19 protein-coding genes and 1 pseudogene are annotated in these 16,967 nt (G+C 50.6%); 10 read left to right on the top strand and 10 right to left on the bottom strand.

The window, feature by feature from the left end:
- From FTE26_RS04820 to FTE26_RS04835, 3 genes are all read left to right on the top strand, one after another.
- A partial coding sequence (locus tag FTE26_RS04820; RefSeq protein WP_004209611.1) for an IS1 family transposase occupies nucleotides 1-68 on the top strand: 68 nt, incomplete at its 5' end.
- 452 nt (nucleotides 69-520) lie between these two features.
- Nucleotides 521-1,666, top strand: coding sequence for an extended-spectrum class C beta-lactamase CMY-42 (locus FTE26_RS04830; RefSeq protein WP_039023136.1), 1,146 nt, complete (start codon nucleotides 521-523; stop codon nucleotides 1,664-1,666).
- Between the two features lie 93 nt (nucleotides 1,667-1,759).
- Nucleotides 1,760-2,293 carry a lipocalin family protein gene (locus FTE26_RS04835; protein WP_001221666.1) on the top strand — a complete coding sequence of 178 codons (534 nt, stop codon included), beginning with the start codon at nucleotides 1,760-1,762 and terminating at the stop codon, nucleotides 2,291-2,293.
- Here the strand turns inward: FTE26_RS04835 and sugE are convergent.
- A complete protein-coding gene (gene sugE / locus FTE26_RS04840; protein ID WP_000118520.1) occupies nucleotides 2,290-2,607 on the bottom strand; it encodes a quaternary ammonium compound efflux SMR transporter SugE in 318 nt (105 codons plus the stop codon). The two genes, FTE26_RS04835 and sugE, sit on opposite strands and share 4 nt — an antisense overlap.
- Before the next feature lie 195 nt (nucleotides 2,608-2,802).
- Between sugE and finQ the strand changes: the two genes are divergently transcribed.
- From finQ to trbC, 4 genes are all read left to right on the top strand, one after another.
- On the top strand, nucleotides 2,803-3,585 hold the full coding sequence (finQ, locus tag FTE26_RS04845) for a protein FinQ (RefSeq protein WP_023063753.1): 783 nt from the start codon (nucleotides 2,803-2,805) through the stop codon (nucleotides 3,583-3,585).
- Between the two features lie 306 nt (nucleotides 3,586-3,891).
- On the top strand, nucleotides 3,892-5,100 hold the full coding sequence (gene trbA / locus FTE26_RS04850; protein ID WP_011264049.1) for an IncI1-type conjugal transfer protein TrbA: 1,209 nt from the start codon (nucleotides 3,892-3,894) through the stop codon (nucleotides 5,098-5,100).
- An 18-nt stretch (nucleotides 5,101-5,118) separates the two neighbouring features.
- Nucleotides 5,119-6,189: an IncI1-type conjugal transfer protein TrbB gene (trbB, locus tag FTE26_RS04855; RefSeq protein ID WP_011264050.1), complete on the top strand. Its 1,071-nt coding sequence runs from the start codon at nucleotides 5,119-5,121 to the stop codon at nucleotides 6,187-6,189.
- Nucleotides 6,182-8,473, top strand: coding sequence for an F-type conjugative transfer protein TrbC (trbC, locus tag FTE26_RS04860; protein WP_011264051.1), 2,292 nt, complete (start codon nucleotides 6,182-6,184; stop codon nucleotides 8,471-8,473). Before trbB ends, trbC begins: the two co-directional genes overlap by 8 nt.
- 37 nt (nucleotides 8,474-8,510) lie before the next feature.
- Here the strand turns inward: trbC and nikB are convergent, their stop codons facing one another.
- Nucleotides 8,511-11,210, bottom strand: a complete 2,700-nt coding sequence (gene nikB / locus FTE26_RS04865) for an IncI1-type relaxase NikB (protein WP_011264053.1) — start codon at nucleotides 11,208-11,210, stop codon at nucleotides 8,511-8,513.
- Between the two features lie 10 nt (nucleotides 11,211-11,220).
- Nucleotides 11,221-11,553, bottom strand: a complete 333-nt coding sequence (gene nikA, locus FTE26_RS04870; protein WP_001283947.1) for an IncI1-type relaxosome accessory protein NikA — start codon at nucleotides 11,551-11,553, stop codon at nucleotides 11,221-11,223.
- A gap of 233 nt (nucleotides 11,554-11,786) precedes the next feature.
- On the opposite strand from nikA, the gene FTE26_RS04875 reads away from it, so the two are divergent.
- Nucleotides 11,787-12,122 (top strand): hypothetical protein, encoded by a 336-nt coding sequence (locus tag FTE26_RS04875; protein WP_021529212.1) that lies wholly within the window; start codon nucleotides 11,787-11,789, stop codon nucleotides 12,120-12,122.
- Between the two features lie 86 nt (nucleotides 12,123-12,208).
- On the opposite strand, the gene FTE26_RS04880 is transcribed toward FTE26_RS04875, so the two are convergent.
- Nucleotides 12,209-13,057: a DUF4942 domain-containing protein gene (locus tag FTE26_RS04880; RefSeq protein WP_001599394.1), complete on the bottom strand. Its 849-nt coding sequence runs from the start codon at nucleotides 13,055-13,057 to the stop codon at nucleotides 12,209-12,211.
- Nucleotides 13,058-13,405: 348 nt separating this feature from the next.
- On the opposite strand from FTE26_RS04880, the gene FTE26_RS20005 reads away from it, so the two are divergent.
- Together FTE26_RS20005 and FTE26_RS04885 are read left to right on the top strand one after the other, a co-directional pair.
- The gene (locus tag FTE26_RS20005) at nucleotides 13,406-13,603 is read left to right on the top strand and encodes a hypothetical protein (protein WP_001161107.1); all 198 of its coding nucleotides are present in this window, start codon (nucleotides 13,406-13,408) and stop codon (nucleotides 13,601-13,603) included.
- A gap of 33 nt (nucleotides 13,604-13,636) precedes the next feature.
- Nucleotides 13,637-13,888 (top strand): helix-turn-helix transcriptional regulator, encoded by a 252-nt coding sequence (locus FTE26_RS04885; protein WP_000148285.1) that lies wholly within the window; start codon nucleotides 13,637-13,639, stop codon nucleotides 13,886-13,888.
- A 30-nt stretch (nucleotides 13,889-13,918) separates the two neighbouring features.
- Here the strand turns inward: FTE26_RS04885 and FTE26_RS04890 are convergent, their stop codons facing one another.
- The 6 genes and pseudogenes from FTE26_RS04890 to FTE26_RS04915 form a co-directional block, all read right to left on the bottom strand.
- On the bottom strand, nucleotides 13,919-14,125 hold the full coding sequence (locus tag FTE26_RS04890; RefSeq protein WP_000150314.1) for a hypothetical protein: 207 nt from the start codon (nucleotides 14,123-14,125) through the stop codon (nucleotides 13,919-13,921).
- 61 nt (nucleotides 14,126-14,186) lie between these two features.
- Entirely contained in the window at nucleotides 14,187-15,089 is a 903-nt protein-coding gene (locus tag FTE26_RS04895; RefSeq protein ID WP_011264057.1) for an Rpn family recombination-promoting nuclease/putative transposase, read from the bottom strand.
- Nucleotides 15,086-15,475: a hypothetical protein gene (locus FTE26_RS04900; protein WP_000833767.1), complete on the bottom strand. Its 390-nt coding sequence runs from the start codon at nucleotides 15,473-15,475 to the stop codon at nucleotides 15,086-15,088. The genes FTE26_RS04895 and FTE26_RS04900 overlap by 4 nt, the downstream gene beginning before the upstream one ends.
- 176 nt (nucleotides 15,476-15,651) lie before the next feature.
- Nucleotides 15,652-15,918, bottom strand: a complete 267-nt coding sequence (locus FTE26_RS04905; RefSeq protein ID WP_000804663.1) for a hypothetical protein — start codon at nucleotides 15,916-15,918, stop codon at nucleotides 15,652-15,654.
- A gap of 93 nt (nucleotides 15,919-16,011) precedes the next feature.
- Nucleotides 16,012-16,446: a hypothetical protein gene (locus FTE26_RS04910; RefSeq protein WP_000218858.1), complete on the bottom strand. Its 435-nt coding sequence runs from the start codon at nucleotides 16,444-16,446 to the stop codon at nucleotides 16,012-16,014.
- A gap of 243 nt (nucleotides 16,447-16,689) precedes the next feature.
- Nucleotides 16,690-16,967: pseudogene (locus FTE26_RS04915) on the bottom strand (hypothetical protein); the annotation flags it as partial.

Here is a 16,967-nt window from a genome sequence, read left to right on the forward strand (position 1 = left end):
TCTCAAAATCGGTGGAGCTGCATGACAAAGTCATCGGGCATTATCTGAACATAAAACACTATCAATAAGTTGGAGTCATTACCCGTTTGAAGTATGTATTTCTTGCAGCAAAAATAATCAAAACCGCAAGATATGTAATCATGAAGTTGTCGGAAAACTATCCGTACAAGGGAGTGTATGAAAAATGTCTGGTATAATAAGAATATCATCAATAAAATTGAGTGTTGCTCTGTGGATAACTTGCAGAGTTTATTAAGTATCATTGCAGCAAAGATGAAATCAATGATTTATCAAAAATGATTGAAAGGTGGTTGTAAATAATGTTACAATGTGTGAGAAGCAGTCTAAATTCTTCGTGAAATAGTGATTTTTGAAGCTAATAAAAAACACACGTGGAATTTAGGAAAAACTTATATCTGCTGCTAAATTTAACCGTTTGTCAACACGGTGCAAATCAAACACACTGATTGCGTCTGACGGGCCCGGACACCTTTTTGCTTTTAATTACGGAACTGATTTCATGATGAAAAAATCGTTATGCTGCGCTCTGCTGCTGACAGCCTCTTTCTCCACATTTGCTGCCGCAAAAACAGAACAACAGATTGCCGATATCGTTAATCGCACCATCACCCCGTTGATGCAGGAGCAGGCTATTCCGGGTATGGCCGTTGCCGTTATCTACCAGGGAAAACCCTATTATTTCACCTGGGGTAAAGCCGATATCGCCAATAACCACCCAGTCACGCAGCAAACGCTGTTTGAGCTAGGATCGGTTAGTAAGACGTTTAACGGCGTGTTGGGCGGCGATGCTATCGCCCGCGGCGAAATTAAGCTCAGCGATCCGGTCACGAAATACTGGCCAGAACTGACAGGCAAACAGTGGCAGGGTATCCGCCTGCTGCACTTAGCCACCTATACGGCAGGCGGCCTACCGCTGCAGATCCCCGATGACGTTAGGGATAAAGCCGCATTACTGCATTTTTATCAAAACTGGCAGCCGCAATGGACTCCGGGCGCTAAGCGACTTTACGCTAACTCCAGCATTGGTCTGTTTGGCGCGCTGGCGGTGAAACCCTCAGGAATGAGTTACGAAGAGGCAATGACCAGACGCGTCCTGCAACCATTAAAACTGGCGCATACCTGGATTACGGTTCCGCAGAACGAACAAAAAGATTATGCCTGGGGCTATCGCGAAGGGAAGCCCGTACACAGTTCTCCGGGACAACTTGACGCCGAAGCCTATGGCGTGAAATCCAGCGTTATTGATATGGCCCGCTGGGTTCAGGCCAACATGGATGCCAGCCACGTTCAGGAGAAAACGCTCCAGCAGGGCATTGCGCTTGCGCAGTCTCGCTACTGGCGTATTGGCGATATGTACCAGGGATTAGGCTGGGAGATGCTGAACTGGCCGCTGAAAGCTGATTCGATCATCAACGGCAGCGACAGCAAAGTGGCATTGGCAGCGCTTCCCGCCGTTGAGGTAAACCCGCCCGCCCCCGCAGTGAAAGCCTCATGGGTGCATAAAACGGGCTCCACTGGTGGATTTGGCAGCTACGTAGCCTTCGTTCCAGAAAAAAACCTTGGCATCGTGATGCTGGCAAACAAAAGCTATCCTAACCCTGTCCGTGTCGAGGCGGCCTGGCGCATTCTTGAAAAGCTGCAATAACTGACGATGAGGCCCAGGATATTGGGCCTCCTTTCTTTCTCTTTTTTTCCTGTTGTCATCTACACTTAACAAAAATACAGCAAGGAAAATCCCATGCGCATTTTGCCCGTCGTTGCTGCAGTTACGGCTGCATTCCTGGTTGTCGCGTGTAGCTCCCCGACACCGCCGAAAGGCGTTACCGTGGTAAATAACTTTGATGCCAAACGCTATCTGGGAACCTGGTATGAAATTGCGCGCTTCGACCATCGTTTCGAGCGCGGATTGGATAAAGTGACCGCAACATACAGCTTGCGCGACGACGGCGGCATCAACGTTATTAACAAGGGCTATAACCCTGACAGGGAGATGTGGCAGAAAACGGAAGGGAAAGCCTATTTCACCGGCGACCCAAGCAGAGCCGCGCTTAAGGTTTCTTTTTTCGGCCCCTTCTATGGCGGGTATAACGTAATTGCACTCGACCGGGAATATCGTCACGCGCTGGTTTGTGGTCCGGATCGCGACTACCTGTGGATCCTTTCACGGACCCCTACTATTTCAGATGAAATGAAACAGCAAATGTTAGCCATCGCGACCCGGGAAGGGTTTGAAGTGAATAAACTGATTTGGGTGAAACAGCCTGGCGCTTAGTGAGTGCTCAGCTTCAGACCAATAATGCCAGCAACGATCAGCCCAAGGCTCAGCAAACGTGCCGGGCTGGCAGACTCACCCAGCAGCAAAATCCCTGTAATGGCCGCCCCAACAGCGCCAATACCGGTCCAGACCGCATAAGCGGTTCCTACAGGCAACGTGCGCATTGCCCAAGAGAGCATGGCGATACTGACGATCATCGCCGCAATAGTGATAATGCTTGGCGTAAGACGCGTAAAACCGTGGGTGTATTTCAGGCCAATCGCCCAGACAACTTCGAGCAAACCTGCAATTAATAAAACGATCCAGGACATATCAGGCTCCAGAACAATGGGGCCGTCCCCGGTGAAAGAAGCGTTTGCAGGTCGTCCTGCAAAGCTAATGTGTGAAATGGCATTTTTGCCCGGAAGAAAATGAATTTCAACCTTTTTATTCACCGCCTGCTAAAAGCAAGAATTAAGCATAATTAGCGGCGTAGTTCCCGCATTTGGCACTCATCGGAGTTCTCTATGATGAAGGGCTTTCTGAAACCAGAAAGTCGAGATAACATTCCTGCACAGATCCTCAAGGAACTCCCTTCATGGAGTATCTATGTTTCAGCCGAAAATCTGCATACTATACTTCCTACGTCCTATCCGATACATGGATTTTTCTTTTATCCATTTTTGGACAATAATGGAAATATTATCCGGCTTTTCATTATTGATGATCTGAAACAAAGTCAAGGAACTACAGGGCTAAAAGAAAAGAATGTTGACGTCGTCAATAATATCATCAGAATAAAGGACTCTCGTGAAGGACTTCTTGACTCCAGAAAGATGGAGTGTATCGATGGTGAAGTCGTCGTAACAGTTAACGAAAAGCTCAAAGATTTCAGAGACAGGGAGTTTAATCTTCTTAACGCACAGATATCAATGGTGCTTTATATCTGTTCACAGATCAATGATATAAAAGAAAAAAATCAATTTAAACGGTCAGAAAAGCACAAAAAGCATGTTCACACTCACCATGAACTACCAGCACAAAACATTCGGGAGTGGGACGTTGGTATTCGAATGGGGCAAGCCATACGGCAATATCGCCAAGCAGAACCCACAGGGAAAGAGCGGACAACAATAGGTAGCAAACGTCCTCATATACGCCGGGGACACTGGCATACATACTGGACAGGAAGTAAGAAACCAGAACTAGCCCATGAGCGTAAACCTAGATTAATATGGTTACCTCCGGTACCAGTTAATTTAGAAGACGTAAACAAACTACCGGTGGTAATAACGCCCATTGATAAATGACCTGAGAAGTATCTTTTCCGGTAGGATGTACACATATCTAAATTATCAGGCTACTGTAATGTTGTTCATGCATTACAGTAGAGCCCTTGGTTGATTGATAAAAAAATCTCCAGGGGCTTTCTGCTGTATACCGTCCACAAAACGCTTTCGGCATACAGCCTCAAGCGTCCGCGGCTATTCTAACGACTTTCGTATCTGCAACAATCCTTTTATCGCACGGCTAACTCCTCTGGTTAGCTCTTATCACCTGAAAATAAATTTTTAACCTTTCCGTTTGATTTAAATTCCAGAAATGGAGACTTTGCCATGTCTTACAATCGACAGCCTGTCGCAGAAGATCCGATGCAGATATGGGGCGCTGTTGGTGTCCTTCTTATCCTGCTGCTATTCGTCATATGGTTATTCTTGCCGGAAGTGGTTTACGCCAGCTGCCTGATTCTTCATACCTTATGGGGACTGGTTGACTGGGGACCATTTCATAACTATGCAGCACCACGATACAACCTGCTTGCCATGACCGGTAACAACGCCGCCAACATAAGCTATAGCCAGTGGGTTAACGTCATGGAGCAGACCATAGGTATTTTGTGGATGTACCTCTTACCTGTGACACTCTGGTGTTTGTGGGAATGGTATCAACATCCGGGACAAAGCCGTTTCACCCGCAGACCAGTAGATATTACCCGACTGCCACACATCTTTGCTTCGTTGTCCCCTGCTATCGCCCCTGTACTGGAAGATGGTGATCCGGAAAAACTCTTTCATGGTGGCAAACGACCTGAACGGCGGGTTGCTCTCACCCCGGAAGCATTTGTCGAACAGCATACTCTCATCACCAATATGCAGCTCGATGTTGCAGCTGCAAGACGATGTTTCATGGCCCAGTTGGGTAAACCTTTAACGTCCTGGAAAGACATGGCACCACATGAAAAAGCGCTCTTTGCCATATTTGGCCTTCAGTATTTCCTGGATGATCGTAAGGCAGCATTAAAGCTCATGGATACACTGAACCTCTCATGCAGAATTAAAAGCAAACGGGACAGTGGGAAATTCTGTACCCCTGTTTATTCACTGGCCAAATCTGCATTCAAAAGAGTGATTAAAAGCGACGGAGCACAGCAATGGCTGAAACAACATCGCTACGTCCGCAGTGGGCTGGTCTGGCTGTATGCACATGACTTGCGGCTTACGCCACCCAACTGGATTTGGCTGAAAGGCGTGGACAGAACGCTGTTTTATGCATTACACCGCGCCAATACCACGAAAGGATTTATTGAAGGCGCTGGCGTGGTGGCCGTTGCACGTGCAGAGGCCGAAGCCATGCGTTTTGGCCTTCCCTGCCCTGAACCCTGTGTTGATGAAGCGGTGGAAGGCTTACGGCGGGATATGCTCAGTCTCGGTCTTATCTGGGATGAACCACAACCAGATCGCGACCGGAAACGCCGCATTCTGACCAACTGGTCCCTCACCGACGACATCCTGCCCCGCACACCTGCTACAGACAACGAATTCTGATTATCCGGAGAACTGAAAATGACAATCGAGTACTTTGCAACACGCATTGCAAAACATATTTCCGTGCAGGCAATCTGGCCGGGTGGCAGGACAGAAATTATTGCCGTCCTTCCACAGGATGCCCTGTCAGGGCTGGTAACACGAAACAATCAACTGATTCATATAGCCTTTGACGCCATGGGCACTCGTAACAGAGAAACCGTCCTGATTGACAAGCAGGAGCATAACGCTGACCAGATACTTACAGCTATTGATTCCTGTCTGCGCCTTGAATACCTGATGGAACGCCGCTTCAGCAGAACGCCTTTGTTCCGTGCAATAATCGCCAGCGTTGTACTGTTCGTAATGGCAATGATTGCCGTCTCTCTGTTCCGCTATGTTGATCGTGTATTCTGGGATGATACAACGCCTGAAGCAGTACAGACGGCAGGTGAGCCACGACTGCTCCCCCCTCACCTGAATCACACTGTGCCATTAAATGAAGGCATTCAACTCCCGGTTCCCCCGAAAAAAGACGTCCAGGTACCGGAGAAAACACTCACAAGCAAAAATCCGGAAGCCGCAGCTGCCCGACATAATCTGGCTGCTGTTCTGAAGCGGAACGCCGATCGGGGAATGTTTACCGTCAACCTGTCATCCGGTCATGAACGAACCCTTTACGCATTTCTCGATCCTGCCTGTCCTAACTGCAGACTTCTGGAGCCAGCCTTAAAACGCCTGGCCAGCGACTTCAATGTCGTTATCTACCCGGTTTCAGTTATTGGTGGAGAGGAATCCACCGACCGTGTGGCACCACTGCTGTGTGAAAAAGATGCTCAGAAACGTGCTGCCGGCTGGCACCGACTGTATTCCGCAGATAACGGAATGATGACGCCATCAGAAGAAACAACGCCTGCAGATGAAACATGCCTGAAAGCGGCCAGAGCTGCGATTGATGTTAACAATGTCGCCTTCCGTAAGTTCGGATTTGCCGGTACCCCATGGGTGCTGTCCGACACCGGCTGGCATCTGCCTACTGGAATTCTGCAGGAAACTGGCACGCTTAATTTATTCCTGAAAACCACCGACAGCGAGTCTGGCCATGAGTGAACATCGCGTTAACCCCGAGCTTTTACACCGTACAGCCTGGGGAAATCCTGTCTGGAATGCACTCCAGAGTCTCAATATCTATGGCTTTTGCCTGGTGGCAAGTCTTGTGGCCAGTTTTATCTGGCCACTTGCATTACCGGCATGTCTGTTGTTCACACTGATAACGATGCTGGTATTTAGTCTGCAGCGATGGCGCTGCCCTCTTCGTATGCCCATGACGCTGGAATGTGCTGACCCGTCACAGGACAGAATGATTAAAAGAAGCCTTTTCAGCTTCTGGCCAACTCTGTTTCAGTATGAGGTCATCCTGGAGTCACCGGCCAGCGGCATATTTTATGTTGGTTATCAACGCGTCAGGGATATAGGTCGGGAGTTGTGGCTGAGTATGGACGATCTGACCCGCCATATAATGTTTTTCGCCACCACCGGTGGCGGTAAAACGGAAACCATCTTTGCCTGGGCGATTAACCCGCTTTGCTGGGCAAGAGGATTCACCCTTGTCGATGGCAAGGCACAGAATGATACGGCAAGAACGATCTGGTATCTGGCCAGACGCTTTGGCCGTGAAGACGATGTGGAAGTCATCAACTTCATGAACGGAGGAAAATCCCGCAGTGAAATCATTCTGAGTGGTGAAAAAACGCGTCCTCAGTCAAATACCTGGAATCCCTTCTGTTACAGCACCGAGGCATTCACAGCGGAGACAATGCAGTCAATGCTGCCCCAGAACGTCCAGGGGGGCGAGTGGCAGTCCCGGGCCATTGCCATGAATAAGGCACTGGTATTTGGTACTAAATTCTGGTGTGTGCGCGAAGGCAAAACAATGTCGCTGCAGATGCTCCGTGAACATATGACTCTCGAAGGGATGGCCAAACTTTACTGTCGTGGCCTCGATGATCAGTGGCCGGAAGAAGCTATCGCACCGTTACGTAACTACCTTCAGGACGTTCCCGGTTTCGACCTGTCGCTGGTCAGGACACCATCAGCCTGGACGGAAGAACCCAGAAAACAACATGCTTATCTCTCCGGGCAGTTTTCTGAAACTTTCAGCACATTCACGGAAGCATTCGGGGATATTTTTGCTGAAGATTCCGGTGATATCGATATCCGTGACAGCATTCACAGCGACAGGATTCTGATGGTAATGATCCCCGCTCTGGATACATCAGCGCATACAACGTCTGCTCTTGGGCGAATGTTTATCACCCAGAAAAGTATGATTCTCGCCCGTGATTTGGGCTACCGCCTCGAAGGAACTGATTCCGATGCACTGGAAGTCAAAAAATATAAGGGGCGTTTCCCTTATCTGTGTTTCCTTGATGAAGTGGGGGCATACTATACGGACCGTATTGCTGTGGAAGCCACTCAGGTGCGTTCACTGGATTTTGCTCTGATTTTGATGGCACAGGACCAGGAACGTATAGAAGGACAGACAACAGCCACGAATACTGCAACACTGATGCAGAACACGGGGACAAAATTTGCCGGCAGGATTGTCAGCGAGGGTAGTACGGCCAGAACGCTGAAAAGCGCCGCCGGTGAAGAAGCCAGGGCGAGAATGAACAACCTGCAGCGTCAGGACGGCATATTTGGTGAATCATGGATTGACAGCCCACAAATCAGCATCCTGATGGAAAGCAAGATAAATGTTCAGGAGTTGATTGAACTTCATCCTGGCGAGTTCTTTTCTATTTTCCGGGGAGAAACCGTACCATCAGCATCATTCTTCATCCCTGACGATGAGAAAAGCTGCAGCAGCGATCCCGTTGTTATAAACAGGTATATCAGCGTGGATGCGCCACGCCTGGACCGTCTCCGCCGTCTTGTTCCCCGTACGACTCAACGTCGAATACCGTCACCGGAAAATGTCAGTGCCATCATTGGCGTCCTGACTGCAAAACCCTCCAGAAAAAGACGAAAAATTCGCACAGAGCCGCACACGATCGTGGATACATTCCAGCAACGCATTGCAGGACGTCAGGCGGCTATGGCAATGCTGGAAGAGTACGACACAGATATCAACGCACGTGAAAGTGCCTTGTGGGAAACAGCGGTGAATACGCTTAAAACGACCACACGGGAAGAGCGACGAATTCGCTATATCACGCTGAACAGACCAGAACTACCTGAAACAAAAGAGGAAAATCAGATTTCAGTGAGAGCAGAAAGAGCAGGTATAAACCTGTTAACGCTTCCACAGGACAATAACCACCCGACAGGGCGTCCTGTAAACGGGTTTCATCATAAAAAAAACAACCGTCCGGACTGGGACGGAATGTACTGAACAGTGGCCGCGCCGGATTTCTGGCGCGGCCTTTTTTTTAACCTGGAGAAGGCGGTTCCCAGCGTTTATCCTGCTCCGGCGGAGGCAGTGATGCGTCATCGTTGCTGTTCGCCGCGATATAATCGCGGTAGTAGCGTTCACTTCCTTCACGGTGATGATCCACGTCCGGTCGCGTAATCCTGTAGTCTTCGTGACCGGTACGGCCTGTCACATTATGCCAGGCAACCATTTCAGCAAAGACCTGGTTAAATTGTTTGTCGTTTCCTTCTGGTTCAAAACCCATGCGTGGATCACGCCCGAATAATACCGGTGCAATCAAATCCAGTTTATCTGCCAGCGCATTGCGGTCATGGTGATTACGGAAAACAACCCTGTCACCATAATCCGTACAGACAAACTCTCCCGTCCGACGGTCACGGAAACGAACACTCCCGTTCTTCTGCAGACGGGCCTCGAGATCACCGGTATTACCGTATACCGGCGTTCCGCCCGGTTCACAAAGCACGACACAGCGGTCTGTCGTCGTTGTGCGTGACCTGTCTTTACGGCGATCGCGATAATCCCAGCCTCTCAACTGCGATACAGCAGCCCTGTCTCCCTGAGCAGCCTGAATTTCGACCCACTGACGGTAAGAGGGTGGATACCACTTCCCGTCAGCAATAAGTTTCTGTCGCTCATCCCTGATGTCTTCTTTCAGCCTGATCAATGCCTGCATTCGCTGAACTTCTGCAATGTGATAATGCAGCTTACGTAATGCCGGATCATCGTACTGCGCACGAATGTGTGACTTCCGCAGACGGCATGCCTGATGAATTTCCCGACAACGTTCCCCATAACGCAGATCTGGTTTACGCCATTGTTCACGCCATGCCAGATAGCGGGCACGCAGGTCAGCACGGGCCTCAGCTCTGGCTTCACGTCGCTGCCGGCGCAGCATTGGGTCACGTTTACTGCTGACCCCGTACCTGTCACTGACAGCCAGCTCCGGGTTATAGCGACTTTCAGGTTGCACCCTGTCAAACAAATCTGCTGGGGCACTCACAAAAGGTCCGGCCTGTGGCTCTGCACGCCCCAGTGTCAGATCAGGATGAATGCTGCTGGCCTTCACCGGCGTTTGCTCATGATTAAAGGCATCAACGACAACAAGCCCGTGATGTTGTTTCTGTAGCATCAGTCCCTGTTGTGCAAACAGCTCATGACAACGCTGCCAGGTAAACTCACCTTGTGTGATCATTTCTTCAATCTGAGGGCTACAATGGCTGATGCTGTATCCCCACAGACTTTCTTTGTCAGAAAACAGTTCGCGTTTGATAGCCCCCTGCGGCCCCGTGCCTGTACGCATACGGTGCCATTCTTTATCGGTCGCAGGACAGCTCTCCATACGACGACCACGGAAGCGTTCTGTTGGCGTAACCTGGCGGAAAATATCTGTTGGTACAGGCTGCCAGCCACCATCGAGTTGATTCACATTGTCGAGCGTCAGCAGCGACCATACGCTGTCAGCACGAACGGGAGTCTGGTTATGATCATAACCGTCACAGATAACCAGGTGACCATGCTGAACACGCATCCATAATCCCGCTTCAGCCAGTGTGCGGTGAATAGCCTGGCAGTTTTCCAGCCGTCCTTCCCGTGCCATTTCCGGCAGACGTTCTCCAAGGTGACGACAGGCATACTGCTGCAGACTTTCTGTTTCAGCGATTTTTTCCGGGCGAACATCAGCGGCAATGAAGTCCGGATTATAGCGTCCTGGTGCTTCCACCTGGCTGAAAATGTCTTTTGGTACTGGCGTGTAGTCACCCATTTTTTTCATGAGTTTTTCTGCACACCAGGAGGGACCAAACGAGTCAAGCTGTACACCTTCCCTGTTGCGATCCCAGCCATCCATCACCAGAAATTTTCCGTCCATCTGAGACAGGTACAGACCATCTTCCGCAAGACGACGATGCAGGGATAACCAGTCATTTACAGGTTCACTGCGTAAACCAGCGACCGCTGTCTGCGCGACATACTCGCGAAAAGTTTGTTTTTTTCCGCGTGTCCACGCGTTCTGGCGATCACGTTCAACGGCAGTTTTGCGAACGATACGATTTCCCGGCGCATGGACCCAGCAACCGTTATCCGGAGCAAAACCATGCTTCAGTTCAAGCTCACGGCAGGCACGGCTGAGTTTTTCCTGACTCCATGAAAGGCAATTCAGATAACCTGTAACCGGATGTACCCGGTTGACCGCAACGTGAACATGCAGGTTATCAGTATCGGTATGTACGGCAGAAACATACTGATGTTCACCCAGCCCGAGGGATTTCAGGGTATGGCGTACACTGTCATAAATCTGTTCCGGACGCGGGCTTTCATGGGCCTGCCAGGAAAGAATGTAGTGAAAAACAGGATCAGTATTATCTTTCGCATAGTGTGCCTGCTGTGCAATGTACTCCATATCTGCAGCAGCAGTTTCAAGCGATGTACAGTTGTGAAAACAGGTCACACCGTAAAAGTTAACCCATTCGCAGCCGTCCTTCATGACATCAACCAGCGCCACGAATGACTCATTTCGAAGGCGTGTCGCATAATCAACAAGGCGACTGAAACGGCTCCGGTGCGGTTGTTCAGCCTGCGAAGAAGAAGATAAATTCAGTTCCTCATCGGTCATGTCATCCCGGACCGAGACGTAGGACACCAGGTCTTCGAACGAAGACTTGCCGTCCCTTCTCTTTTTCGGAATGACTGCATTCACCGGAGAATCCTCAACCTTCCATTAACTGTTTACGCAATGTATTTGTAAGTTCGGTTATGGCAACAAGCACTTCTGCGTATTCCTTGTCACCGGTTCTTTTTCCCTGAACAAACAGATGCTTCTGCATCCTTCCCAGTCTCATTAACTCCTTCAGAAAAGCATCATCTGTACGGGAGTTAATTCGCTTATTCAGTGCTGCATTTCGGATGTAAGCAGATACAGTAAGTCCGGAATCTTCAGCTTTTTTCCTGATGGTTTCATCCTCAACAGGAGAGAATCTGAGTGTCCTGACAACTGTCTTTTGCCGTACCTCACTTTTCTTTCTTACCGCACTATCACTCACTTCAGGCTCCTTACGGGGTGTCGGGGCGAAGCCCTGACCAGATGGTAATTGTAATAGCGTCGCGTGTGACGGTATTACAATTACACATCCTGTCCCGTTTTTCAGGCCATTATAGCCTGTTATTTTTGTGCATCATAGTCTTATGCAGACGGCAGAGGCAGGGCGCAGCCCTGCCAGGAGTCATTTTTTGATGATAAAATCAGACTTCAACATGAAACGGAGAGAAAGTGCCAATGGCTTCTAAAAAATTTTACTCAGATGATGACATCCAGCTGGCAAAAGCTGCTTTATCGGAATTGCCGGACCTCACCGCTCAACGGAAAACATTGCGTGATTTTCTTGATGCCATTCGTGATGACATCATTATCCTGGTAAGGACAAAGGGTTATACACTGGCAGATGTTCGTGACACGCTCAAAAATGCAGGGTATGAAGTAGGAGAGAAGGCACTTCGTGACATTATTCGGGAAGCAGAATCGAAAAAAACATCCCGCCGTTCTTCCTCTAAAACAGCACCTAAAAAGACAGATTCAGGCAGGAAAGATGGCATCGATATGAACAACAATTGATGTGACAATGTCACATCGTGTTCTGAGATTATGATGATTACAGAAAAAAAAAGCCCCGGCATAAATACCAGGGCTTTTCTGTTTAATCAGACTCGTGGCGGCAATGCACCTGGATAATGCCGTGCAATAATATCATTCAGTTTTTCAACAAGGTCAGAACGCTTAAAGACAATGTGTACGGTCCCTTTCTGGTAGCCACGCACCGTAAAATATTCCCCTTCTAACAGCTTACCGACATTGTCGCCGTTCCCGAGAAATTCACCATACTGCGCCCCGATGCTGTTCCTGAAGTCAGGAACGTTGCGCCCCTCCAGCAGATAAAACGGACGTACCAGGTCATCCAGTGCCTCCCGTCCGCTGCAGTCCAGCGTCACACGCCCATTACTCCAGCGGTACAGCAGGTTTTCAATAATGATTTTCTTACCCAGACGGCAGGGATTATTGGTTCTGTAATCCCATGACAATTTCCGGTAGACATCAATCAGTCCCTGTTCAAACGTCTGCATCTTGCTGGCATTAAGATGGCGGAATGTTGCCAGTACATTGTCCAGGGTGATTTCAGGACAGGTGTCGCTCATCAGCTGGCTGTTCCACTCATCACGCTGGCATGAACTCATGAAGGTGTACATGCCCGTATCTGTCATCAGGCGGTCCCAGATTTTCCGGTCGGCAAGACGGGTGATATTCCTTTTCGCTTCTTCCGGTTTATCCATGCGACGAACGGAATCAGTCACGCAGTCTTCAAACCCGTAAAGAAAAATATCACCTGACGCATCGAGCAGAATCTTGCGCGCTGTCGCCAGGCATTCCATCGCCTGCATGAACAGTGCAATACCTTCGTTACGCTGCGCGATGATGCGGTCGATAGCCACAGACGGAATAACATCTGTCGTGCCGGCAGTATTCAGGTCAGCAGTGGGTAAAGTCTGATTCATCACATTGTCTCCTCATCGTCACGACTGCCGGGTCAGCCAGGTCATTTCCCGGAGGAGCGAAGCTCCTTCTGCCGTCCGGGTCTTCGGGGATTTCCCCGCAGTGGACCTTTCCGACGGGGGACGCTCACCACGTCACGGGGCAGTTGTCCGGGGGCAGACGCAAAAGTTTTTGACGCCTGCGGCAAAAAGTTTTGTGGCTGGTACATCTCTCCCCTGGACGACTGAAACGGGATGTGGTCGTGTATGTACCCCCGGAAAGTCCGTCTGCGGAGAACAGGCCGCAGTGCGGCGGCAGACAGGCAGAGACAGCTGCGCCATCAGGCGCAGTGGCCTTACACACCGTAAGGTGTGCAGGGAGCGCCGCATCCGGCGCGACTGAAGAAAAACGACGGCACAACAATGGCATGTGGTGGTCACTGGCACACCACTCCCGCACAGGTGAAAACAGAGAAAACCGCACGACATTTACAACCAAAAAAAGTGAAATTTCTTCACTTTTTTTCACTTATTTATCGCGCTGATTTGGCAATTGTGATGATAAAATAAAGTGAGGTTTTTTCACTTTTTCAAAGGTGTTTTATGACTGGCTGGGAACTGCGAATCTGGCGAAAAAGCATGCTCTGGTCACGCGAAAAAGCGGCCAGAGAATTTGGCGTGACGCAGAGAACATGGCACGCCTGGGAAAATGCGGAACAGGTGGACGTCACCGTCTGGAGGACCACCCAGGCACTTTCAGTCCGTGACCTGCTGCCTCACATGCAGGGGATGCGCAAGGCAGATATCATCAGGCGTCTGGAAAATGAACTGGGGGAAACGGCAGAGGATGTGTGAGCGTGATTCACAGCCTGGCAGAATGCCAGGCTACTGCTCATCAGGAAACAGTTTTTTCAGTTCTTCACCGGAAAGTCCGGCTGCCTCCTGAATCCGTTCCGGCGTCCAGCCCATATCCCGCAGCCGGCAGGCTGCTTCCCGCGCCACTTCAAGCGCACCTTTCTTAAAACCTTCTTTAAAACCTTCGTCGAAACCTTCGTCGAAACCTTTCTGTATAAGACGTTCTGCAATCGTCATACTGTTTTCTCTGCTCCTGCTGGCAAAAGGCCCGGTATTTTGCCGGGCTGTGAGGTTCTCATCAGTGAATGATTTTCTTCAGTTCGTCATCGGAAAGTCCGGTAGCCTGCTTAATCTGCTCCGGCGTCATCCCCATTTTCTGAAGCTGGCACGCAATAGCCAGGGCTTTTTCAAGCGCACCTTCCATCCTGCCCTCCTGGCGACCTTTTTGCTCAAGACGTTCTGCGATAGTCATCAGTTTATCCTCATGCTGCGGCAGACGCTCAGCCAGCGCCCGCATAAATTCCGGTGATACAGAGTCCCCTGCGTTAACGATGTAATGAATCAGAACACGCACCTGCTCGTCTGAAATTTCCACCATGACCTGCGGGAGTTTGTCCAGCAGCTCCATCATGTCACGATGGCGGATATGCTTCATCAGCAGCGTCAGTGCGGCCATCCGGCGATGGTTCATGATTTCATTGTCATCAACGACAGTGATATCAACCAGCGGAAACGGCTTTGTGTATATTTTAGCCGCAAGCGCCGGATTCTCAAAACAGTCCAGCCAGTTCATGCTGTACGGATACGGGCTGCGCTCACCATGATAGAACAGCACCGGAATCACCAGTGGCAACGTTTTGTGCTGCTCCAGATGTCTCTGCATCGCCGCCACACTGTAACGTAACATGCGGAAAGGCATGTACAGATTTTCGGTGCTCTGGTGCTCGATGAGCGTATAAACATAGCCGTCTTTACCCCCGGTGGTTTTCACGCTCCAGAGGATATCGCTGGCGTACTGATGCAGGTCCGGCTCTACAAAGGTGGCGGGTTCCAGCTTCAGCGTGGACAGGTCGCACAACTGCCGGTACTCCGCAGGAAGATGCAGTTCCAGAAAATCTCTGGCGACGTCGGGATTCGCCAGGAACGACCGGAACACGGCATCATGCGGCGTGGGCGTCGTGGTGTTTTTCTTCTTACTCACGGTTCCTCCATCAAATCAGCAGCATCGCAGCAATCATCGCCCAAATCCCCACAACCGAGAGGACAGCAATTGCGTTCAAAGCCATGACAACAATAGCCGCGTTCTGAGTCACGGCGTATTTCTTCAGCAATCTCTTCTGCGGAAAGGTAATCAAACTCCTCACGGGCCAGTTCCAGGACCAGTAGATGTTGTTCTGTCGGCAATGTGGCCACAAAATTATCAATAGCAGCACTCAAACGTCGCTGATATAGCTCATAAACAAGACCACAACGGGGCATTAGTTCTTCGGATAATAGTTCCAGTTTTGAGCGAATTCTGTCAGCGTTGAAAGTGACTTCATCAAAAGACATATGAAAAGCTTTGTCAGTATCAAAACAAGACTTCATTGTTATCTCCAGCCCTCCCGGGCCCTGAATGAAAGAGAATCTGTTTCCCTTTTCTGTTTTTTGTGGAGACACCATGCAACACAGACGTCGTGATGTTTTTCATCTTGCTCACGGTTCCTCCTGGTAAAGTACCTGAACACATCCTGCCACCTGCACAGGCAGACGGCAGGGGTTAATCAGTGACAGACCCGTTCAATTTCAAGCGCGCGGAGCAGGTGGCCCCATTCGCTGACTTTCATGGCGGGGATACGTACCCGCTTCTGCTCACTGCAGCGTCTGGCGATATGACCGCTCATCGCCAGGACGTCCGGGTTAATCTCATCCTGTGCCAGCTCCTGACGTCTGAAGCGGGTATGGCGGTGCAGGGGTTTATTCTCCCGCAGGCACTCTTCACGCAGACGCTTTACATACTCGGCGGTTGCGAAGATAATTGATGGTTTCATGGCATAATCTCCATAGATAGTGATTGAGATGCCGGGCTTCCTGGCGGGGAAGCGCCGGCGGAGAGAGGCAGGGTTTATCGCCCTGCCTTTTTTTCATTTCGGACAGCGGCGCAGTGCCAGCGCGAGCGCTTTCATCTTCCAGCCTTCCGGCGTGCGATACATCACCTTCCAGTAGCCGTCGATGAACACATAATGGAAGCGCACCTCTTCAGTGCTTTCAGTGGCAATAGCCTCCATGAAAGAACGGTACTCACGCGCCTCACTGTCCATCCGGAAACCACTGTCACGTCCGTAATAAGCCGTCACACCGTCCACCGGGTTCTGAAGCGTATGCCCGGCGGGTTTGTCGCAACGGGGACCGAGGCAACGGATATCACCGTGTTCAACCAGGGCTTCGGCCTGCTGACCAGTGGCATAGTGGGTATGCAGGATGCGACCGTTCCAGGTCGGCTCACCGTGCAGGTGGCAGTAAACGGTACGGAACACCCCGTCGCGGCAAAAAACGGAAATCGTGCTGCTGACTGTCATGAAAACGTCTCCTTCTGCTGAATCAGGTCGCCGGGCCGACCGGTTGCTCCCCGGAGGGGCGAAAGCCCCTTCTGCCGTCCACTTCTTCGGGGTTTCTCCCCGCAGTGGACCTTTCCGATGGGGCGTCCGTCACCACGTCACGGGGCAGCTGTCCGGGGGCGGACGCAAAATTTTTTGCCGGGTTTATGGCTAAAAATTTTGTGGACGGTATATCTTCCCCTGGACTGCTGAAACGGGATGTGGTTACTCCAGCCCCCGGAAAGTCCACAGCGGGAAACAGGCCGCAGGGGTGGCGGCGGAAGGGTTGGCTGCGCCATCAGGCGCAGTTGCCTTACACACCGTCAGGTGTGCAGGGAGCGCCGTTTCCGGCGCGACAGGGGCGGCGCGACCGGAACGGTCGCTGCAAGCCTGGTTTTTCAGACATCGGACCGTAGCGGCAGCCCGAAACCGCGCCAGCGGGTTCGGCGGAGACTGGCGGGTGCGCCAGCAGCTGCCTGTCGGAGTCGGGCCTGACGACCGGA

Source organism: Escherichia sp. S10b, from assembly GCF_028421345.1.
In the GTDB taxonomy this organism is placed as follows: domain Bacteria; phylum Pseudomonadota; class Gammaproteobacteria; order Enterobacterales; family Enterobacteriaceae; genus ECMA0423.